Origin of the sequence: Rhodococcus sp. 06-156-4 (genome assembly GCF_002259345.1) — a bacterium.
Lineage (GTDB): Bacteria > Actinomycetota > Actinomycetes > Mycobacteriales > Mycobacteriaceae > Rhodococcoides > Rhodococcoides fascians_E.
Genome location: NZ_NPGB01000018.1, coordinates 580,556 through 600,533, shown reverse-complemented (window position 1 = coordinate 600,533; position 19,978 = coordinate 580,556). Strand labels below are relative to the sequence as shown.

General features: G+C 65.2%; 23 protein-coding genes. 21 read left to right on the top strand and 2 right to left on the bottom strand.

Annotated features, from left to right (window positions below; translation table 11 throughout):
* Nucleotides 1-6: 6 nt before the first annotated feature.
* The 6 genes from CH290_RS13600 (at nt 7) to trmD (ending at nt 4,052) form a co-directional block, all read left to right on the top strand.
* Complete coding sequence (locus tag CH290_RS13600; protein WP_020110316.1) at nt 7-1,092, top strand: amidohydrolase family protein; 1,086 nt, start codon at nt 7-9, stop codon at nt 1,090-1,092.
* A complete protein-coding gene (locus CH290_RS13595; protein WP_020110315.1) occupies nt 1,089-1,928 on the top strand; it encodes a CPBP family intramembrane glutamic endopeptidase in 840 nt (279 codons plus the stop codon). The genes CH290_RS13600 and CH290_RS13595 overlap by 4 nt, the downstream gene beginning before the upstream one ends.
* 170 nt (nt 1,929-2,098) lie before the next feature.
* Nucleotides 2,099-2,572 carry a 30S ribosomal protein S16 gene (gene rpsP, locus CH290_RS13590; protein ID WP_019664263.1) on the top strand — a complete coding sequence of 158 codons (474 nt, stop codon included), beginning with the start codon at nt 2,099-2,101 and terminating at the stop codon, nt 2,570-2,572.
* Nucleotides 2,569-2,811, top strand: coding sequence for an RNA-binding protein (locus CH290_RS13585; protein ID WP_003939023.1), 243 nt, complete (start codon nt 2,569-2,571; stop codon nt 2,809-2,811). Before rpsP ends, CH290_RS13585 begins: the two co-directional genes overlap by 4 nt.
* Before the next feature lie 9 nt (nt 2,812-2,820).
* On the top strand, nt 2,821-3,351 hold the full coding sequence (gene rimM / locus CH290_RS13580; RefSeq protein WP_019664262.1) for a ribosome maturation factor RimM: 531 nt from the start codon (nt 2,821-2,823) through the stop codon (nt 3,349-3,351).
* A complete protein-coding gene (gene trmD, locus CH290_RS13575; RefSeq protein ID WP_033189583.1) occupies nt 3,351-4,052 on the top strand; it encodes a tRNA (guanosine(37)-N1)-methyltransferase TrmD in 702 nt (233 codons plus the stop codon). Before rimM ends, trmD begins: the two co-directional genes overlap by 1 nt.
* A gap of 8 nt (nt 4,053-4,060) precedes the next feature.
* Here the strand turns inward: trmD and CH290_RS13570 are convergent, their stop codons facing one another.
* A complete protein-coding gene (locus CH290_RS13570) occupies nt 4,061-5,017 on the bottom strand; it encodes a serine hydrolase (protein ID WP_230621008.1) in 957 nt (318 codons plus the stop codon).
* Between the two features lie 64 nt (nt 5,018-5,081).
* On the opposite strand from CH290_RS13570, the gene CH290_RS13565 reads away from it, so the two are divergent.
* The 14 genes from CH290_RS13565 to CH290_RS13505 all read left to right on the top strand — a co-directional run bounded on the left by CH290_RS13565 (nt 5,082) and on the right by CH290_RS13505 (nt 18,183).
* Complete coding sequence (locus CH290_RS13565) at nt 5,082-7,430, top strand: Tex family protein (protein WP_033189585.1); 2,349 nt, start codon at nt 5,082-5,084, stop codon at nt 7,428-7,430.
* Between the two features lie 45 nt (nt 7,431-7,475).
* Nucleotides 7,476-8,300, top strand: coding sequence for a hypothetical protein (locus CH290_RS13560; RefSeq protein ID WP_441347085.1), 825 nt, complete (start codon nt 7,476-7,478; stop codon nt 8,298-8,300).
* A 201-nt stretch (nt 8,301-8,501) separates the two neighbouring features.
* Entirely contained in the window at nt 8,502-8,843 is a 342-nt protein-coding gene (gene rplS / locus CH290_RS13555; protein WP_026347639.1) for a 50S ribosomal protein L19, read from the top strand.
* A 119-nt stretch (nt 8,844-8,962) separates the two neighbouring features.
* Nucleotides 8,963-9,748, top strand: coding sequence for a signal peptidase I (gene lepB, locus CH290_RS13550; protein ID WP_019664256.1), 786 nt, complete (start codon nt 8,963-8,965; stop codon nt 9,746-9,748).
* 13 nt (nt 9,749-9,761) lie between these two features.
* A complete protein-coding gene (locus tag CH290_RS13545; RefSeq protein ID WP_080738245.1) occupies nt 9,762-10,499 on the top strand; it encodes a ribonuclease HII in 738 nt (245 codons plus the stop codon).
* Nucleotides 10,500-10,542: 43 nt separating this feature from the next.
* Nucleotides 10,543-10,848, top strand: coding sequence for a DUF2469 domain-containing protein (locus tag CH290_RS13540; RefSeq protein ID WP_019664254.1), 306 nt, complete (start codon nt 10,543-10,545; stop codon nt 10,846-10,848).
* Nucleotides 10,849-10,860: 12 nt separating this feature from the next.
* Nucleotides 10,861-11,019, top strand: coding sequence for a hypothetical protein (locus tag CH290_RS30270; RefSeq protein WP_019664253.1), 159 nt, complete (start codon nt 10,861-10,863; stop codon nt 11,017-11,019).
* 199 nt (nt 11,020-11,218) lie between these two features.
* Nucleotides 11,219-11,557, top strand: coding sequence for a histone-like nucleoid-structuring protein Lsr2 (locus CH290_RS13535; protein WP_019664252.1), 339 nt, complete (start codon nt 11,219-11,221; stop codon nt 11,555-11,557).
* 273 nt (nt 11,558-11,830) lie between these two features.
* Nucleotides 11,831-12,184 carry a YraN family protein gene (locus CH290_RS13530; protein ID WP_020110310.1) on the top strand — a complete coding sequence of 118 codons (354 nt, stop codon included), beginning with the start codon at nt 11,831-11,833 and terminating at the stop codon, nt 12,182-12,184.
* Entirely contained in the window at nt 12,184-13,692 is a 1,509-nt protein-coding gene (locus CH290_RS13525; RefSeq protein ID WP_019664250.1) for a YifB family Mg chelatase-like AAA ATPase, read from the top strand. Before CH290_RS13530 ends, CH290_RS13525 begins: the two co-directional genes overlap by 1 nt.
* Nucleotides 13,689-14,813 carry a DNA-processing protein DprA gene (dprA, locus tag CH290_RS13520; RefSeq protein ID WP_019664249.1) on the top strand — a complete coding sequence of 375 codons (1,125 nt, stop codon included), beginning with the start codon at nt 13,689-13,691 and terminating at the stop codon, nt 14,811-14,813. The genes CH290_RS13525 and dprA overlap by 4 nt, the downstream gene beginning before the upstream one ends.
* 78 nt (nt 14,814-14,891) lie before the next feature.
* Nucleotides 14,892-15,674, top strand: coding sequence for a siderophore-interacting protein (locus CH290_RS13515; protein WP_019664248.1), 783 nt, complete (start codon nt 14,892-14,894; stop codon nt 15,672-15,674).
* A 51-nt stretch (nt 15,675-15,725) separates the two neighbouring features.
* Complete coding sequence (locus tag CH290_RS13510) at nt 15,726-16,649, top strand: tyrosine recombinase XerC (protein WP_019664247.1); 924 nt, start codon at nt 15,726-15,728, stop codon at nt 16,647-16,649.
* 181 nt (nt 16,650-16,830) lie between these two features.
* Complete coding sequence (locus CH290_RS13505; protein ID WP_033189586.1) at nt 16,831-18,183, top strand: MinD/ParA family ATP-binding protein; 1,353 nt, start codon at nt 16,831-16,833, stop codon at nt 18,181-18,183.
* On the opposite strand, the gene CH290_RS13500 is transcribed toward CH290_RS13505, so the two are convergent.
* Entirely contained in the window at nt 18,180-18,695 is a 516-nt protein-coding gene (locus CH290_RS13500; RefSeq protein WP_020110287.1) for a M23 family metallopeptidase, read from the bottom strand. The genes CH290_RS13505 and CH290_RS13500 overlap by 4 nt on opposite strands.
* A gap of 336 nt (nt 18,696-19,031) precedes the next feature.
* Here CH290_RS13500 and rpsB point away from each other — a divergent pair, with 336 nt between their 5' ends.
* Complete coding sequence (rpsB, locus tag CH290_RS13495) at nt 19,032-19,892, top strand: 30S ribosomal protein S2 (protein ID WP_019664244.1); 861 nt, start codon at nt 19,032-19,034, stop codon at nt 19,890-19,892.
* The last annotated feature ends 86 nt before the right edge of the window (nt 19,893-19,978 follow it).

Below are 19,978 nucleotides of genomic sequence, written 5' to 3'. Positions count from 1 at the left end.
TCGGCCGTGGCCGCGTATCGGGTACGAGGACGGGCACTTCCGTCCGAGAGCCTCGTCGAGATCTGGATAGTCGACGGCGCGGTGTCGTCGGAGCCCGTCGCGGGAGCCGACACGCTTGCGGACGACGGTTGGATCCTTCCCGGGCTGGTCGACGCGCACTGCCACGTCGGCATCAAGTACGGCGGCGGCCACGAGGATCTGGCGGGGTCGATCGAGCAGGCCCGCACCGAACGTGACGTGGGGGCTCTGCTGTTGCGCGACGCCGGATCACCGGTGGACACGCGTGTCCTCGACGACTACGAGGACCTGCCGCGAATCATTCGGGCGGGACGGCACATAGCGTCGCCGAAGCGGTACATCCCCGGTCTGGCGGTGGACATCGAGGACGAATCGCAGTTACCCGACGCCGTCCGTCAGCAAGCCCGATTCGGGGACGGTTGGGTCAAGCTCGTGGGGGACTGGATCGACCGCAGTGTCGGGGATCTGCGCCCGCTGTGGGACGAACAGATCTTGAAGGCAGCGATCGACGCCGCCCACGAGGAGGGTGCACGCGTCACCGCGCACGTGTTCGGTGAGGATGCGCTGCCCGGGTTGATCGGTGCGGGCATCGACTGCATCGAGCACGGTACCGGGCTGACCGACGAGACCGTGGACATGATGGTCGAGCACGGGACCGCACTGGTACCGACACTCGTCAACATCGAGACCTTCCCGTCGATCGCCGATTCCGCGACGAAGTATCCGGTGTACGCACGCCACATGCGCGACCTGCATTCACGCGTCGCGGACACGGTGGGTCGCGCGCACGACGCGGGTGTGCCCATCTTCGCGGGCACCGACGCAGGCGGATCGATTCGGCACGGCCGGATCGCCGACGAGGTCCATGCACTCACCCGTATCGGGATGTCTCCCACCGACGCACTCGGCGCTGCCAGTTGGAACGCGCGGACCTGGCTCGGCCAAGCCGGTCTCGAGCACGGGGCGCCGGCCGATCTGCTCGTGTACTCCGAGGACCCACGAACCGGGCCGGATGTACTGTCCTCGCCCGACGTGATCGTATTGCGCGGAATTCCGACCAAGCGCCCAGCGTGACATCACCCTACGGACCCGACCCGCGCACCGGCCCCGACCGGTCCGGCGAGCCCAGCTGGACGGGAATGGCACCGATGAATGCGGTGCACCACGACAGTTCCGGTTCTGCCTCGTACTGGCGAGCCGAGGAGGCCGCCGCGCGCCGACGGCCGCGTGGTCGGTGGGGAATCCCGGCGGCGTCGACGGTACTGCTCGTCAACCTCGCGGGCTTCCTTCTCGCGCCCCTGGTGTTCGACACCGACGTGCCGGGCGTCTACGTGTTGGCGATCATGCTTCCGAGCCTGGCTGCCCTGACGTTGTCGCTCGCGATCAGCTGGAGGCGCGGCAACGGGCCCGTCGTCGACTTCGGCCTTCCCACCTCCGCGACGGAGTTCGGCAACCAACTCAGAACGGGTCTGATCTGGGGTCTTGCAGCGTTGGCGGGCGCGATCGTGCTGGCCTTGGTCGTACTGTCGCAGACGGACCTGGGGGACCAGGTGCCCCTCGCCGGGCTCGGGGTGTTGTCGCCGACGTGGAAAATCGTTCTGGCTCTGTGGATCTGGCTCGGTGCACCGTTCTGTGAGGAGGTGATGTTTCGCGGCATGGCCTGGGGCGCTCTCGAACGGCGTGTACCCCCGATGCGGGGTGCGTGGCTGGGAAACAAGTGGGTGATTCTCGTCGTCACCGCTGTTGCGTTCGCGCTCTGGCACCGGGAGGGATGGCGGCTCGTGATTCTCGTGTGGGGAGGCCTGGCCATCGGTATCGCACGCATGAGATCCGGCTCGGTGATGTCGTCGACGATCGCCCACTCGACCAACAATGCGCTCCCTGCGCTGGCGATTCTGCTCGTCGCTTGACACCGATTAACCGACATCGGGGTGCGTCTGGCACAATAAGACGCTGTTCGCCCGTCACCGGTTACGTACCGTACGGCGGTCACAACACCCCCATCAACGCAAAACCGGGTGCGCAGTCCGTGCGCACCGCTGAATTGCGCCGTGACCACAACGAAAGAGGCTTCACCTTCATGGCTGTCAAGATCAAGCTCATGCGTATCGGCAAGATCCGCACCCCGCACTACCGCGTCGTCATCGCCGACTCTCGCACCCGCCGCAACGGCCGTGCGATCGAGACCATCGGCAAGTACGAGCCCAAGCAGGACCCCAGCATCATCGACATCGACTCCGAGCGCGCACAGTACTGGCTGGGCGTCGGCGCTCTGCCGACCGAGCCCGTCGAGGCTCTGCTGAAGATCACCGGTGACTGGCAGAAGTTCAAGGGCCTCCCCGGCGCCGAGGGCACCCTGCGCGTCGCAGAGCCCAAGCCGTCCAAGCTGGACCTGTTCAACGCAGCACTCGCTCAGGCCGACGCCGAGCCGCTCGGTGACGCAACCACGGCCAAGAAGAAGAAGGCCCCCAAGGCCGACGACGCTGCAAAGGCCGACGACGCCGCTGCCACCGAGACGGCAGACGCGCCGGCCGCCGAGGCTGCTGAGAAGTGAGTGCAGTTGTCGCCGATGCCGTCGAACATCTCGTTCGCGGCATCGTCGCCAATCCTGACGACGTACGCGTCGAGCTGATCACCGGACGCCGCGGGCGCACCGTCGAGGTGCACGTGCATCCCGACGATCTCGGCAAGGTGATCGGACGCGGCGGCCGCACGGCCACCGCGCTGCGCACGCTCGTCTCCGGTATCGGCGGACGCGGAATCCGCGTCGACGTCGTCGACACCGATCAATAAGAACCGACGATGGAACTCGTAGTCGGTCGTGTGGCGAAGTCGCACGGCGTCAAAGGGGAGCTGGTCGTCGAGGTTCGCACCGACGATCCCGATGCCCGCTTCGCCGTCGGCTCGGAGCTTCGCGGACGTGCACCACGTAACCGAACCGACACGATGTCCTACACAGTGGAAGCCGCCCGGGAACACTCCGGGCGGCTTCTGCTGCGCTTGAAGGGCATAGCGGACCGGACGGCCGCCGATGCCCTTCGCGGCACCCTGTTCTTCGTCGAGTCGGACGACCTGCCCCCGTCCGACGATCCGGACGAATTCTACGACCACGAACTGGAAGGCCTGTCGGTCCGCCACGTCGACGGCACCGAGGTCGGGACGGTGAAGGAAGTGCTCCACTCCGCCGCGGGAGAGCTGCTGTCGATCTCACCGGCCGACGGATCCCGCGCCGAGATTCTGGTCCCGTTCGTCGCGGCGATCGTCACGTCCGTATCGCTGACCGACGGTGTCGTGATCGATCCACCCGAGGGTTTGCTGGATCCGGAGCCGTGATGCGCCTCTCCGTGGTGACCATCTTCCCGGAGTATCTGGAGCCGCTTCGAACAGCGTTGCTGGGCAAGGCAATCGACAAGGGTCTCGTGTCCGTCGACGTGCACGATCTGCGCGCCTGGACCCACGACGTGCACAAGGCCGTCGACGATTCTCCGTACGGCGGTGGACCGGGAATGGTCATGAAGCCCACGGTGTGGGGTGATGCGCTCGACGACGTTCTGACGCCGGAGTCTCTTCTGGTCGTTCCCACCCCTGCCGGGGTGCCGTTCACGCAGCGCACAGCCGAAAGATGGTCTCGGGAACAGCATCTGGTGTTCGCGTGCGGACGTTACGAGGGTATCGACCAACGGGTATTCGACGAAGCCTCGACGCGTGCACGCGTCGAGGAAGTGAGCATCGGCGATTACGTGCTCATCGGCGGTGAAGCCGCCGTGCTCGTCATGAGCGAAGCCGTCGTGAGACTGATGCCGGGCGTACTCGGAAACCAACAATCCCATCAGGAGGATTCGTTCTCCGACGGGTTGTTGGAAGGGCCGAGCTACACGCGACCGGTGACGTGGAGAGGGCACGACGTCCCCGACGTTCTGCTCTCCGGTGACCACGCCAGAATCGCGGCGTGGAGGCGCGAGCAGTCCTTTGCCCGGACGCGGGAACGACGACCGGACCTGCTCGCCGATTCGGACGGGCAGTCCGACCTGTAGAAGCCCGGTCAGTCGAGCTTCCCGTCCGGGAACAACATCGTCACGAACCCGGTGAGTGTGTCACGCGCATGCTGAGCGCTGCTGTCGTCGGTCACGTCCACCACGGCGGTATCGGGGTAGTGATCCATGTCGTCCTCGTAGTGGATCTCTTCCCGCGAGATCATGGCCACCACGAAGCGGTTGTCGACGCCCACGGTGCCGGTGGACAGATGCAGCCAGCGATCCGCGATGCAACACATCCACCCCTGCTTGATGGCGTGCACCGGCTCACCGGGAAGTCCGTCCACGATGCCGAAATGCTGGTGATAACCGTCGGTGGCCACGGGAGTCGACTCGCGGAGAAGGCCGATCATGAGCGAGGTCGACGCGGGGGACAGCCCACCGGACCCGTCGAGCACCGCAGAGTAGTAGCGCACGAGTTCGGCGGCCGTCGTCGTCGTGTTCCACCACTGGCCGTCCCACGGCGGCGCCGTTGCGGTCAGCCCGTATCGCTGCGCGATGCGCGTGACGATGTCACCCGCGCCGTACTTGTACCAGAGGGTGTTCGCGGCGTTGTCGTCCGACGACTCGAGCATCGTCGTCATCGCCTCCAGGTCGTCGGCGTCGACCGGTACGCCTGCCAGTTCCGCGCCCTTCAGTACGTCGTCCGCGATGAAGAGCTTCGACACCGACGCCGTCTCGATCTGTTCGGTGTCACCGGCGGCGAAGTATTCTCCGGTCACGCGATCCAACAACGCGAAGTCCACGTCGGCGCCGCGTTCGACGGAGGAACGGAGTGCTTCGGGGATGCGGGAGTCGAGGTCGAGGTCGTCGACGACCTCGGTATCGGGAAATGGTGATTCGCTCGTGCTCGGGGTGCCGCTGACGGCCGAGTCCTCGGGGACGCTGCAGCCCGAGAAGAGAACCGTTATCGCGGCGACGAGTGCGGCGCAGGAAACTGCCAGGACTTGCATCGGCCTGGACATCTCGAGTTCTCCCACACTGGTCCGTCGAACAACATGTCCCACACTAGCTGTAGGGTCGTGCGCCGTGACGATTGCTCTGAAAACTGTGAACAAGCGCATAGCCGAGGAACTCGACGTCCGCGAGGGTCAGGTCGCCGCAGCGGTGGACCTTCTCGACGGCGGATCGACGGTCCCGTTCATCGCCCGGTACCGCAAGGAAGTCACCGGCATGCTCGACGACGCGCAACTGCGGCAACTCGAAGAGCGCCTGCGCTACCTGCGTGAGCTCGACGAGCGTCGTGACGCAGTCATCGAGTCCATTCGCTCGCAGGGAAAGCTGGACGAGGCGCTCGAACAGTCGTTGACGCTCGCCGAGACCAAAGCCCGTGTCGAAGACATCTACCTGCCGTTCAAGCCGAAGCGGCGCACCAAGGCTCAGATCGCTCGCGAAGCCGGCCACGAACCGGTCGCCGACGCACTCATCACGAACCCCGACACCGATCCTGCGTCGTTCGACACCGAGCAACTCGACGGTGCACGGGCCATTCTGGTCGAGCGGTTCGCCGAGGACGCCGATCTCGTCGGTGAGCTTCGTGAACTCATGTGGACCCGTGGTCAGTTGACCTCGACGGTGCGCAAGGGCAAAGAAGACGAGGGCGCGAAGTTCGCCGATTACTTCGAATTCTCCGAGCCGTTCACGACCCTGCCGTCGCACCGCATTCTCGCTGCACTGCGTGGAGAGAAGGAGGAGGTGCTCTCGCTCGGCCTCGAACCCGAGCAGGAGGAGCAGGCCCCCGGCGTCCCGACGGTGTACGAAGGTCGAATCGCCGCGAAGTTCGGCATCGCGGATCGTGGTCGTCTCGCGGACCGCTGGTTGCTCGACACCGTCCGGTGGGCGTGGCGAACCAAGCTCGTGGTGACGCTCGCGATCGACGTTCGCATGCGACTGCGTCAGTCCGCGGAGAAGGACGCCGTCGACGTGTTCGCCTCCAACCTGAAGGACCTGTTGCTCGCGGCACCGGCAGGCAACCGCGCGACGATGGGGCTCGACCCGGGGTTCCGCACCGGAACCAAGGTCGCCGTCGTGGATTCCACCGGAAAGGTCGTGGACTACGACACGATCTATCCGCACAAGCCGCAGGGCAAGTGGGATCAGGCTCTGGCCACCCTGGCAGCGTTGGCGGCCAAACATTCCGTGCAGCTCATCGCCATCGGCAACGGCACTGCGTCACGCGAGACCGATTCGTTGGCGGCGGAGCTGATCGCGAAGTACCCGGCGGCAGGTCTGACCAAGATCGTCGTGTCCGAGGCAGGCGCGTCGGTCTATTCCGCTTCGGCCTACGCATCGAGCGAGCTTCCCGAACTCGACGTGTCCATCCGCGGTGCGGTGTCGATCGCGCGTCGTCTCCAGGATCCGCTGGCCGAGCTGGTCAAGATCGATCCCAAATCCATCGGTGTCGGCCAGTATCAGCACGACATCTCCGAGTCCCTTCTCGCGCGCTCGCTCGGTGCCGTCGTCGAAGACGCGGTGAACGCGGTGGGTGTGGATGTCAACACGGCTTCGGTGCCGCTGTTGTCCCGTGTGTCCGGCATCGCCGGGTCCTTGGCGGAAAGTATCGTGGCGCACCGCGATCAACACGGTCCGTTCGCCAGCCGATCCAAACTGAAGGATGTTGCGCGCCTGGGCCCCAAGGCATTCGAGCAGTGCGCGGGCTTCCTCCGTATCTCCGGCGGGGACGATCCGCTCGACCGTTCGAGTGTCCACCCCGAGGCATACCCCGTGGTGCGCAAGATCGTCGATTCGGCAGGAGTCGGCGTACGCGAGGTCATCGGCAACACGTCGCTGCTCCGCGGACTGGACCCACGGACCTTCGCCGACGACCGGTTCGGAATACCGACCGTCAGCGACATCATCACCGAACTCGAGAAGCCCGGCCGTGACCCGCGCCCCGAATTCAAGACGGCCACTTTCGCGGCCGGAATCGAGAAGGTCGCGGATCTTCGGCCCGGGATGACTCTGGAGGGCGTGGTCACCAACGTTGCGGCGTTCGGAGCATTCGTCGACGTCGGTGTGCATCAGGACGGGCTCGTTCACGTCTCCGCGATGTCGCACAACTTCGTCAAGGACCCCAGGGAAGTCGTCAAGAGCGGCGACGTCGTGAAGGTCAAGGTCATGGAGGTCGACATTCCGCGCCAGCGCATCGGGCTGAGTCTGCGCCTCGACGACGAGCCGGGTGCGTCCGCGAAGGACAAGCCGCGCAGCACCGGTGGTCCCCGCGGTGGTGGTTCCCGCGGCGCGGGCGCTCCACGCGGTGGTGACGGCCAGGACCGGCGTCAGCAGCCCCGGCGGGAGAACCGCGGTGGACGGCAGGCCGCCGCGCCTGCCGGTGGGTCGATGGCCGATGCGCTGCGCAAGGCCGGATTCGGTAAGTAGCATGCGACGGGTGGCACGCCCGTCCACGAGGAGCACGATGCAGCGGTGAGTTGGTTGGATCGCGAGATCGTCGCGCACGGACGACTGCCGTTGCTCTGCTTCCTTCTCGGCTTCCTCGCCGGGTTTCTGCTGATCAGGCTCAGCGTCAGGATGATTCGGGCTCAGGTGAAGTGGTGGCCGGGCAACATCACTCCCGGGGGCCAGCACGTCCACCACGTCGTCTTCGGGATCGTGCTCATGCTCGTGTCCGGCATCTCGCTCGTTGCGGTGTTCGAGGACGGCACTCGGGAGACGGGAGCCGTCCTCGCAGCCCTGTTCGGCGTGGGCGCTGCACTCGTTCTCGACGAGTTCGCGCTGGTGTTCTATCTGAAGGACGTCTACTGGTCCGAGCAGGGCCGAGCATCCGTCGACGCCGTGTTCGTCGCCGTCGCGGGGACGGGGTTGCTGCTGCTCGGTTTTCACCCGCTTGCGCTGCTGAACATCGCCGATATCCGCGCGGACGCCGACCCGGTGGTCCGGGCGGGGTTCGTTGCACTGGCGTTGGCCCATCTCGCACTGTGCGCTGTCGTGCTGGCGAAGGGGAAGATCTGGACCGGATTGATCGGGTTGTTCTTCGCTCCCATCCTGTTCGTCGGCGCCCTTCGTCTGGGCAGGCCGGGCTCGCCGTGGGCGCGGTGGCGTTACACCCGCCGACCCCGGAAGATGGAACGCTCGTTGCGGCGAGAACGCACCATTCGTCGTCCCGCGATTCGCGCGAAGATCTACCTGCAGGATCTGGTGGCAGGAAAGCCCAGCATCGACCACGCGCTCGCGGCGACGGAGGACGAACTGGACCGGACAGTTCAGGCGGCGCCTGCCCCGACCGAGTGACACCGAAACGCCCGCCGGCGGTCGCCGAGGCGATTTCGCGTTACCCTCGGCGGTCTGGCACAATGGTCGGGTTGCCTGTACCAGGCACAGACCTAATCGGAGTACGAACCAGCCGAGTTCCGTGTAGTCGGATTTCTTTCCGAACGTGCGGTACCGCTCGGTTCCTCTACTCGTGCGAAGAACGCAAGGATGGCCACACCGATGAACACTCTGGATTTCTTGGACAAGCAGTCGCTGCGCAGCGACATTCCTGACTTCCGCCCCGGCGACACGCTCAACGTGCACGTCAAGGTTATCGAAGGCTCGAAAGAGCGCGTGCAGATCTTCAAGGGCGTCGTGATTCGCCGCCAGGGTGGTGGCGTTCGTGAGACGTTCACCGTTCGTAAGGTGTCGTTCGGCGTCGGTGTCGAGCGCACCTTCCCGGTCCACAGCCCCAACATCGCGCAGATCGACGTCCTCACCCGCGGTGACGTTCGTCGCGCCAAGCTGTACTACCTCCGCGATCTGCGTGGCAAGGCCGCCAAGATCAAGGAAAAGCGCTGAAGTAAGCGCGTCCGGCCGTATTGACACGACAGCCGCATCGCCCCGTCAGGGGTGGTGCGGCTGTCGTGCTTTCGGTGTACCGGTCGATCGCGGAAACCGGGTGCGGCTAATCTGGTGCGGTGTCAGATGCCCCGCAGGATCCACACGATCGATCCGAGTCGCGCTCCGAGGAGCCGACTGCACCCCGCAAGGAAAAGAAGAAGCAGCGTTCGTTCTGGCGTGAACTGCCGATCCTCGTTCTGGTCGCTCTGGTCCTGAGTTTTCTGCTGCAGACATTCATCGCACGCGTGTATCTGATTCCGTCCGAGTCGATGGAGCCGACGCTGCACGGTTGTGCCGGATGCACCGGGGACCGGATCGTCGTGGAGAAGATCGGCTACCGCTTCGGCGATCCGAAACCAGGAGATGTCGTCGTCTTCCGTGGGCCGGATTCGTGGAACAGCGACTTCGTGTCCACGCGATCGGACAACACGATCGTCCGCGGGGCCCAAGAAGTGGGTTCGCTCATCGGCATAGTGGCTCCGGACGAGAACGATCTGGTCAAGCGAGTCATCGCGACCGGTGGCCAAACAGTCGAGTGCTGCGATGATCAGGGACGGGTTCTCGTCGACGGCAAACCGTTGGACGAGCCGTACGTACAAATGGATTTCCCGTTCACACCAGGGACGTTGACGTGTGACACCGAATTGAAATCCGGACGCTGTTTCCCCGCGGTGACGGTCCCCGAAGGCAACCTGTGGGTCATGGGAGACAACCGAAGCAACTCCGCCGACTCCAGGTTTCACGTATCCGACGAACTGATGGGCACGGTTCCCGTCGACAACGTCATCGGCAAGGCGTTCTTGATCGCACTTCCGCCCTCGCGCTGGGGGACCCTGGACTCCCCGGACATCCAGGGGCAGTGAGCCGACAGCACCGATGGTCAGTACCAGTCGATCGCGTGGCCGCCCGCCGTGGCCACCCCGCCCTGTCATTCGTAGGTCCTCGGGCCTACGGACGATGGAGTCGGCCCTCGATCGAGGCGGTCTGGGACCGGTAGCGGGCGTCGACGAGGCGGGTCGAGGCGCGTGTGCGGGTCCGCTGACCGTTGCAGCCTGCATCCTGGGCCCCAAACCGTACGCGTCGCTGGCCGACCTGAACGATTCGAAGAAGCTGACCGAGAAACGCCGCGAGGAACTGTTCCCCAAGATCACCCGGTTGGCCCTCGCCTGGAGTGTCGTGTTCATCGAGGCCGAGGAAATCGATCGGATCGGCGTCCACGTCGCCAACATCGAGGGGATGCGTCGCGCCGTGGCAGGTCTGGGAACGACTCCCGGTTACGTGTTGACCGACGGGTTCCGGGTGCCGGGCCTGCCGGCTCCATCGCTTCCGGTGATCGGCGGAGACGCGACTGCCGCCTGCATCGCCGCGGCAAGCGTCCTGGCCAAGGTGTCCCGCGATCGGGTCATGGTCGACATGGATTCGCGGTTTCCCGGATATGGTTTCGCGGTGCACAAGGGATACAGCACGAAGGTTCATGCGGCGGCGATGACCGAGCTCGGCCCGTGCGCCGAGCATCGAATGTCGTACGCGAACGTGTCCGCAGCGAAGAGGGGCGCCGACGCGGTTGCATCCGTGCTGGGCCGAATGGACCTGGACGAGCGGAGTGCGCGATGATGAACCTTCGACGTCGAGCAAGAACGAGGATGAGAGAAAACCGATGAGTGCCGAAGATCTCGAAAAGTACGAAACCGAGATGGAGCTCTCGTTGTACCGGGAGTACCGGGACATCGTCGGGCAGTTCAACTACGTCGTGGAAACCGAACGACGCTTTTATCTCGCCAATTCGGTGGAGCTGATTCCGCACAACGCGGACGGTGAGATCTATTTCGAACTTCGTATGTCCGACGCCTGGGTGTGGGATATGTACCGCCCGGCCCGTTTCGTCAAGCACGTCCGGGTGATCACGTTCAAGGACGTCAACATCGAGGAACTCGAAAAGCCGGACCTCCGGCTGCCCGAGTAGCGGGAACATTCGGTGTCGGTCACCGTCTGGTTGTTGGTGCTCGCGGCGATCGTGTACCTCTTCGGCCGCCGTCGGCGCCGACGGAACGTAATGGTCGTTGCGCAATTGATCGGCGTCGCTGCGGTGTGCTTGGTGGTAGGTCAGGTCGCCTGGCAGTTACTCGGTCCCTAGCTCGCGTGCAGTTTCGTTCGATGACGGATTGCGTTGTGGTGCAACAGATCGAAGAATTCTATGCGTAAAACGCGCGCCGATCTCGATTTCTCCTTTCCTGACACCGTGCTGTGAATCGCACTCATTCTTTTGAAACCGGCGATACACGGTGGTAAAAAGAATCGATCAGCATATTCCTTTGACGGTTAGAGGTTCGGACATGGCGCGCAAGACTCTCGTCCAAATGATCGATGATGTCGACGGATCGGTCATCAAAGAGGGGCAAGGGGAAACCATCGAATTCGGAATCGGTGGCAACCAGTACCGGATCGATTTGAACCTGAAGCACGCAAACGAACTTCACGAACAACTTGCGTTCTGGATCGAGCACGCAGAAAAGGTGTCCGGTCGTAAACCTCGTAAGGGATCCGGGTCCGCTTCCCGCGCCAAGACCGATCTTCAGGACATCCGAGCCTGGGCGCGGGAGAACGGTCACGAAGTGAGTGCTCGCGGACGAATCAGCCAGGACGTTCAGGCTGCGTACGAGGCCGCGCACTAGCGTCACCACCTGGTGTCTTTCGGATGCCCCCGCTGTGCAACAGCGGGGGCATCGTCGTGTCCGGGCACTGTTCGGCGTCGCGTTCGGCCTTACCATTCGAGACCGACATGATCCCGAGTATTTCGGTCTCGGGCACGTCCGTCATCCACAGTTCTCGTGAATTCCACAGGGCAGAATTCGACGTGGGAATTCACCGTTCCGTCGATCGTCCCCTCGTGCATCGTTCCATCAGGTTCTGCCCACTCGGCGAACCGACGACCGCGAGGGGGACGAGTGTCGAATCAGGAATTGGGGGCGCGCGGTGAGGCCTTGGCCGCGCTGCATTTGGTCGACAACGGGATGGAGCTGATCGACCGAAACTGGCGGTGCAGACACGGTGAACTCGACATCGTCGCCCGTGACGGGGACGTCACGGTCTTCGTCGAGGTGAAGACGAGGTCGGGTACCGGATTCGGGACTCCCGCAGAGTCGGTGACCTACACCAAACAGCAGCGAATCAGACGGTTGGCTCTCGCATGGCTCGACGAACGCGGCGGCCCGTGGGTGCGTATCCGGTTCGATGTGGTCGCGATCGTGATGAGCAACGACGGTGATCCCGCGGTCTCGCATCTGCGCGGGGTGTTCTGATGGCGTTGGGGCGCGCATTCTCGGTGGCCGTCAGCGGCGTGGACGGTCAAGTGGTCGAGATCGAAGCAGACATCGGACGCGGCTTGCCGGGAATTCACCTCGTCGGGCTGCCGGATACGGCATTGAACGAATCCAGGGACCGTGTGAAGGCCGCGGTCAGCAACTCCGGTGCCACCTGGCCGGACACGCGAGTGGTGTTGGCGTTGTCGCCGGCGACGCTGCCGAAAGTCGGATCCGTGTACGACCTGGCACTGTCTCTGGCGGTTCTCGATGCGGCGAAGCAAATACCACGGCGATCCTCGGAAAGTGCGGTCTTTCTCGGGGAGTTGGCGCTCGACGGTCGACTGCGAGGTGTGCGCGGAGTACTTCCCGCCGTCATGGCCGTCGAACGGGCCGGGTGGCAACGGGTGGTCGTACCGTCGTCCGCACTGGCCGAAGCCAGTCTGGTCGAGGGAATCGAGGTTCTGGGCGCGTCGTCGTTGACCGAGGTCGTCGCGTGGCTCCGCGGCGAGACGGTGCTCGATCGGGGTGTTCCGTCGGTGCCGAGCGACGATGCCGTGTACCCGGACATGAGCGAGGTCGTGGGGCAGGAGGAGGCACGGTGGGCACTGGAGGTCGCCGCAGCAGGCGCGCACCACATCATGCTGACCGGTCCTCCGGGTATCGGCAAAACGATGCTGGCGCAACGACTTCCCGGCATCCTCCCTTCGCTGACCGATGCGGAGTCGCTGGAGGTCACGGCAATCCACTCGGTGGCAGGAACGTTGACGGGGGATCGGCCGCTGATCACGGCGCCGCCGTTCATCGCACCTCACCACACGACCACCGTGAGTGCGCTGGTCGGCGGTGGCACGGGAATGGCCAAACCCGGCGCCGTCAGCCGCGCACACAGGGGAGTGTTGTTCCTGGACGAATGCGCCGAGATGGGCGCCAAGACGTTGGAAGCGCTGCGAACTCCGCTCGAAGATGGGGAGATCCGGATCGCACGACGCGACGGAGTTGCTCGTTACCCTGCACGGTTCCAGCTGATTCTCGCGGCCAACCCATGTCCGTGTGCGCCCGCCCGAAGTGCCGACTGTGTCTGCGCACCCACGGTTCGGCGCAAGTATCTGGGAAAACTTTCCGGGCCTCTGATGGATCGGGTGGATCTACGCATCGCGATGCAGGCGGTGGCGACGGGTGCGTTGGTGGACGACGTGGGCGAGTCGACCGACGCGGTTCGATCACGTGTGACGGGTGCGCGAGACGCCGCAGCGGAGCGATGGCGTGAATTCGGATGGACGACCAACGCCGAGGTACCCGGGCCCGCACTGCGGCAGAAGTTCAGGTTGAGCAACGCCGCGCTGCGACCTCTCGAACGCGCCCTGCGCACCGGATCGTTGACGGCGCGAGGGGCCGACAGAGCACTTCGAGTGTCGTGGACGCTCAGCGATCTCGCGGGGAGCGACGCGCCGGGCCTGGAAGAAGTAGGAGCGGCATTGGATTTCAGGGACAGGGGTATCTCGTGAGGACGCACGATCCGCGAAAACTGGCCTGGGCGTACCTGTCTCGGGCCGCGCAGGGCCCACACCGTCCGCTGCTGGACTTCGCGCTGTCCGCCGGACCCGAGGAGGCTCGAGCGGCGGTCGTCGGCGGCGCGTTGGGTGAGCGGCTCGCCGTGCGGTCGCACGTCGACACGGCAGCCGCCGACCTGGACCTGATGGACACACTGGGTGGACGATTGGTGACTCCGGACGATCCGGAATGGCCGATGTGGCGACTGCTGGCGTTCGACGGCGCCGGACTCGGCGAGGGTGCCGATCGGTGCGGGCCGTGCGCGTTGTGGGTCCTCGGCGCCACACCCGTCGACGAGCTCGTGGAGCGGTCCGTCTCGATCGTCGGCACCCGAGCGGCGACGGCATACGGGGAACACGTCACCGCCGAGATCGCCGGCGATCTTGCCGTCGACGGGTGGACCATCGTGTCGGGTGCCGCGTTCGGAATCGACGCAGCCGCGCATCGTGCCGCCCTCGGCGTGTCCGGCAGAACGGTCGCCGTACTGGCCTGCGGCGTTGACCGTGCCTATCCATCGGGGCATTCGAGGTTGCTGCAGAGGATCGCCGACAGTGGTGCGGTCATCAGCGAGTACGGGCCCGGTACTACCCCGGCTCGCCATCGCTTCCTCTCACGCAACCGGATCGTCGCTGCTTTCGGATCCGCGGTCGTCGTCGTCGAAGCGGGGTGGAGGAGCGGTGCACGCAACACCGCAGCCTGGGCGCACAAACTCGGAAAGCCGGTGCTGGCGGTGCCAGGACCCGTCACCTCCGCGTCGTCCAAGGGGTGCCACCGGATGATTCGCGAAGGTGAGGCGCGCCTCGTGGCCGACGCCCACGACGTCGTGGCCGAAGCCGGACCGTCCGGGGAAGTCGGAGAAGGTCGTCCCTCGATGTTTCGTGACCTCGACGCGCTGTCCGACAACGCCTTGCTGGTGTACGAAGCGCTACCCGCGACAGGAACGCGCTCCCCGCAGGAGTTGTCGGAGGCATCGTCCGTGCCCGTCGCGAAGGTGCGATCGGTGCTGCCGCTGCTCGAACTCGAGGGTTTCGTCTCCAGTGACGACACCGGCTGGTTCCGGCTGGTGCGGCCATGACGACGTCGGGACCGGTAGCCTATTTAGGTAATACTTACTCACCGATCGCACGAGACAGCTCGGAAAGGCTGAAACCACGTGGCACGCGAGAAAACTGTTCTGACCGTCCTCCGTACCGAGGCCTTGACGCCCCACATGCATCGGGTCTACCTCGGCGACCCGGGCTTCGACGGATTCACGCCGACCGACTTCACCGATTCCTACGTCAAGCTGATCTTCGCTCAGGGTGACGACGAGGTGCTCAGGACCTACACGGTCAGATCGGTCGACACTCGGAAGCGCGAGATCGCGATCGACTTCGTCGTGCACGGTGACGAGGGTGTTGCCGGTCCATGGGCAGCACGCGTGCAGCCCGGGGAACAGATCGGTGTGTACGGCCCGAACGGGGCCTACCGTCCGAAGCCCGAGGCGGACTGGCACCTACTCGCCGGTGACGAGTCCGCGATCCCGGCGATCGCCGCGGCGGTCGAATCGCTTCCCGAGGACGCGATTGCCAAGGTGTTCGTCGAGGTCGCAGACCGCAAGGACGAGATCTACTTCGAGACGCTGGCCGTCGTCGACGTCACCTGGGTGCATCGGGGCGCCCCGTCCAACGAGGTGGAGGACGACAAGGCAGGGGACAACGCTCCGCTGATCGAGGCCGTGAAATCGACGGAGTGGTTGCCGGGCCGCGCCCAGGTTTTCATTCACGGCGAGGCGCAGGCCGTGATGCACAACCTGCGTGGATACGTCCGCAAGGAACGCGGAGTGCCCGCCGACTGGGCGTCGATCTCCGGGTACTGGCGTCGAGGACGGACCGAAGAGAAGTTCCGTGAGTGGAAGCGCGAGTTGGCTCAGGCCGAGTCCGGCGCATCTGCCTGACGCCCGCGCGTCCGCTTGCCGACGGGCGCCGCGGCGGAGAGTCTTACGGGTATGGATGCCTTGCCGACGACTCTGAGAGTCCATCTCGACGAGTACGCGGAGTATCTGACACTGGGTCGCGACCGTTCGCCGCACACGGTCCGTGCTTACCTGCGCGACGCCGAATCGCTGCTGAACTACGTCGTCGGCGTGAACGAGACGAGTGAACTGAGTGGGCTCGACCTGCAGGTGCTTCGATCCTGGCTGGCCTCGCAGGCCCGAAGCGGGGCGGCCAGAACGTCGTTGGCTCGACGGACGTCGTCGGCGAAATCCTTCACGGCCTGGTGCGTCGGAACAGGCCGAATGAACACGGATCCAGCGCTGCGACTGTCGGCCCCCCGGGCAGGGAGGCATCTTCCGTCCGTTCTGAAGCAGAACCAAGCCGACGAAGCGATGTCGTGGGCGAAGGTCGGAGCCGAGGAACTCGATCCGATCGCCGTGCGGGACCGGCTCGTCGTGGAGCTGCTCTACGCCACCGGAATCCGCGTCAGCGAGCTCTGCGGACTCGACATCGGTGACGTCGACGATCAGCGTCGGGTGGTCCGCGTGATCGGAAAGGGGGACAAGGAGCGGTCCGCGCCGTTCGGTGGGCCGGCGGCGGAGTCGTTGAACCAGTGGCTCGCGCACGGACGCCCGGAGCTCGCCACGGAGCGGTCCGGCGGCGCGCTCCTGCTGGGACGTCGTGGGGGACGGTTGGATCCGCGTCAGGCCCGCACGGCCGTGCACGAGGTCCTGGCCTCCGTGCCGGGTGCACCTGACCTCGCCCCGCACGGGTTGAGGCATTCTGCAGCTACCCATCTTCTCGAAGGGGGAGCCGACCTGCGGGTGGTGCAGGAACTTCTCGGGCACTCGTCACTCGCCACCACTCAGATCTACACCCACGTGTCGGTCGACCGTCTGCGCGCGGTCCACGACAGGGCGCATCCGCGGGCGTGACCTGCTCGCCGCGTGAGCGCTGCCACATGCTGATTCGCAAGTGTTTGGTAGCGTCGTAGGAAACAGACCGCTTGCGAAGTATTCCGGGCTCGAAGAGATGTCGTGTTCGGATATCCGGTGTCCTTCCGGCACTGCCGTGAGTGACACAGAACATGCCCATGATTGTGGAGACGGGGGGACCGTGGACCGCGAGCACACGCACGGCGCATCGGCGGCGTGGTCGATACGTGCCCAGACCGGCTCGAACGGTGCAGCTCGACCCAGCACCACGCCCGTCGAGCCGGTACGCACCGCTCACCAGGCTCCGTTCACCGGGACGTCGATGAACGGGGAACGTCAAGCTCCGCCCTGGCAGACTCCGCGCGGTTCGGAACGGCAGCCCGCGCCGCCCAGGTTCACGTCGCCGTCCCAGCCCGACGCACCTGCGCCGCCCGCTGACAGACCGCCCGCTGCGAGACCGTCCGCGGGCACCCCGCGTCCGGAGGAATGGACCCCGCCGTGGGCGCCGGGCCCGGCCGGTACTTCCGACGACCGCGATCGCGGTGGGTTCCCCGGAGGCCAGCCGCACGACCCTCGCTTTCAGCCGACCAGTCAGGATCTCGCCCCAGACAGTTTGCTCCGCCGACCCAAACGTGCGTCCACCTCCGGGTGGCGCCGGGGCGTTCACCGGCTCACCGGCGGCGTCATCAATCCAGGCGAGTCGACTGCCGAGGAGCGCTACCGCAACCAGGTGGAACGCATTCGGCAGCCCGTGCTCGGTGACTACCGCATCGCCTTCCTTTCCTTGAAGGGCGGCGTCGGCAAGACGACCACCACGCTGGGTCTCGGTGCCACCTTCGCGTCGCTCCGCGGGGATTGTGTGATCGCCGTGGACGCGAATCCGGATTTCGGCACGCTCGGCGAGAGGGTTCCGAGGCAGACGTCGTCCACCGTGCGCGATCTGTTGGCGGACGCGCCGAACATCCGCCGGTACTCGGATATTCGTGCACACACGTCGCAGGCTCCCAGTCGGTTGGAAGTCCTTGCCGGAGAACGTGATCCTGCCGCGTCGGAGATGTTCGGCGAGCAGGACTACCGGTCCGTCATCGAGATGCTGCAGGTGTATTACAACCTGATTCTGACGGATTGCGGTACCGGGATCATGCACTCGGCGATGAACGGTGTGCTTCAGCTCGCCAACGCGCTCGTGCTCGTGTCTTCACCGGCCGTGGACGGTGCTCGGAGCGCCGCCGCCACCCTGGATTGGCTGCAGCTGCACGGGTACGGCCACCTCGTCGAGCGCACCGTCGTCGTCATCAGTTCGGTCCGTCCCGGTTCGTCTGCCGTCGACATGAACTTGTTGACCCAGCACTTTCTGGAACGGTGTCGTGCCGTGCTCGTCGTGCCGTTCGACGAGCACCTGGCCGAGGGCGCTGTCGTGGACCTCGATCTGTTGCGACCTCAGACCAGGGCTGCCTTCGTCGAACTCGCGGCAATGGTCGCGGATGATTTCCCCGCTGCGTCGGGCCGTCATTCCGGACCGAGCTGGCGTTAGGACGTCAGCGGCTTGAGTCGAACGGGTGCACGTTCGACGAGGACGGTCGGATCCAGATAGTCGCGTCCGCGACGCACCCCCCAGTGAAGGCATGCTCCATCGCAGCCGGGGTGTTCTGCTTCCAGAACCCCGATCACGTCGCCGCGTCCGACCCGGGTACCCGCGGACGTCGCCGCACGTACCGGCTCGTACGTGGTCCGCAAGCCACTCGGGTGATCGATCGACACCACGGGCTTGCCCGCGACGGTTCCGGCGAAGACGACGGTTCCTTCGCCTGCAGCCAGAACGTTCTGTCCGTCCACGCCCGCGAGATCGACACCCCGGTGACCGGGTAGCCAGTCGTGCTCGGGTGGGTCGAACGCGCGGAGCACGTGCGGGCGGGGTGCCAGCGGCCACGTGAATCCGGTGCCGTCGGCACGGGCCGGCGTTGCGCCTACCGGTGGAAGGACGGCGACCACGAGGGCGATGGTGACGAGAAGAGTTGTCGCTGAACGACCGACGAGTTTTCGCATCGCCTCAGCGTGCACGACAGGTCAGCGCCGACCGACGCCGTGAGGCTCTGCCTGTGGATAGCGAAATCCTTCATCCACAGGCTTGTATGCGACTGTCGTCGGAGGCCGGTTATGACCAGGGGCGCGGACGTCGTACACTGTGTGAGCGACCTGTGCCTGCACGGGTCGACTTCGCGCGTCCGCGTAACGCAAGTATCCACCTCGGTGGCACGTACTTCGTAACCGGTTGTCGGCGGTCCCGCATCGATGCGAGCGGGTCCGGCAGCCAGCGGTCGCCAGGGCAGAGGTCACACGGCACTCTGCGTCAACCGGCAATCGAAAGAGAGTTATTCAGCCATGGCTGTAGTAACCATGAAGCAGCTGCTCGACAGCGGCACACACTTCGGACACCAGACCCGTCGCTGGAACCCGAAGATGAAGCGATTCATCTTCACCGACCGCAACGGCATCTACATCATCGACTTGCAGCAGACTCTGACCTTCATCGACAAGGCGTACGAGTTCGTCAAGGAAACCGTCGCTCACGGTGGCACGGTTCTGTTCGTCGGCACCAAGAAGCAGGCGCAGGAGTCCATCGCCGCCGAGGCGACCCGCGTGGGAATGCCCTACGTCAACCAGCGCTGGCTCGGTGGCATGCTCACCAACTTCCAGACGGTCCACAAGCGCCTTCTCCGCCTCAAGGAGCTCGAGGCGATGGAGCAGACCGGTGGCTTCGAGGGACGCACCAAGAAGGAAATCCTCATGCTCACGCGTGAGATGACCAAGCTGGACCGCACCCTCGGTGGTATCCGTGACATGGCCAAGGTTCCCTCGGCCATCTGGATCGTCGACACCAACAAGGAGCACATCGCCGTCGGTGAGGCTCGCAAGCTGAAGATCCCGGTCATCGCGATCCTCGACACCAACTGCGATCCCGACGTCGTCGACTACCCGATCCCGGGCAACGACGATGCAATTCGTTCCGCAGCCCTGCTGACCAAGGTCGTCGCCTCTGCAGTGGCCGAGGGTGTCCAGGCTCGCGCGGGCCAGAACACCTCGACCGACGCGAAGCCCGAGGTCGGCGCAGGCGAGCCCCTCGCCGAGTGGGAGCTCGAGCAGCTCGCTCAGGCTTCGCCCGCTGCCGAGGCTACGCAGGAAGCAGCTGCCGAGGCTCCGGCCGAGACGCCTGCTGCGGAAGCACCTGCAACACAGGCTTGATCGAACGGGTCCTGGGCCGGGGGATACACCCCGCCCAGGGCCCTTCGCGCGTGACGACCCATACCCACAGCATTCGAGGAGGCTCG

Bases quoted from the DNA above. Each gene is read 5' to 3' on its own strand.
- trmD (WP_033189583.1), top strand. From the start codon at position 3,351: ATGCGCCTCTCCGTGGTGACCATCTTCCCGGAGTATCTGGAGCCGCTT.
- CH290_RS13525 (WP_019664250.1), top strand. From the start codon at position 12,184: ATGGCGTTGGGGCGCGCATTCTCGGTGGCCGTCAGCGGCGTGGACGGT.
- rpsB (WP_019664244.1), top strand. From the start codon at position 19,032: ATGGCTGTAGTAACCATGAAGCAGCTGCTCGACAGCGGCACACACTTC.
- CH290_RS13510 (WP_019664247.1), top strand. From the start codon at position 15,726: ATGGATGCCTTGCCGACGACTCTGAGAGTCCATCTCGACGAGTACGCG.
- CH290_RS13540 (WP_019664254.1), top strand. From the start codon at position 10,543: ATGAGTGCCGAAGATCTCGAAAAGTACGAAACCGAGATGGAGCTCTCG.
- rplS (WP_026347639.1), top strand. From the start codon at position 8,502: ATGAACACTCTGGATTTCTTGGACAAGCAGTCGCTGCGCAGCGACATT.
- rimM (WP_019664262.1), top strand. From the start codon at position 2,821: ATGGAACTCGTAGTCGGTCGTGTGGCGAAGTCGCACGGCGTCAAAGGG.
- rpsP (WP_019664263.1), top strand. From the start codon at position 2,099: ATGGCTGTCAAGATCAAGCTCATGCGTATCGGCAAGATCCGCACCCCG.
- CH290_RS13570 (WP_230621008.1), bottom strand. From the start codon at position 5,017: ATGTCCAGGCCGATGCAAGTCCTGGCAGTTTCCTGCGCCGCACTCGTC.
- CH290_RS13535 (WP_019664252.1), top strand. From the start codon at position 11,219: ATGGCGCGCAAGACTCTCGTCCAAATGATCGATGATGTCGACGGATCG.
- CH290_RS13500 (WP_020110287.1), bottom strand. From the start codon at position 18,695: ATGCGAAAACTCGTCGGTCGTTCAGCGACAACTCTTCTCGTCACCATC.
- CH290_RS13545 (WP_080738245.1), top strand. From the start codon at position 9,762: ATGGTCAGTACCAGTCGATCGCGTGGCCGCCCGCCGTGGCCACCCCGC.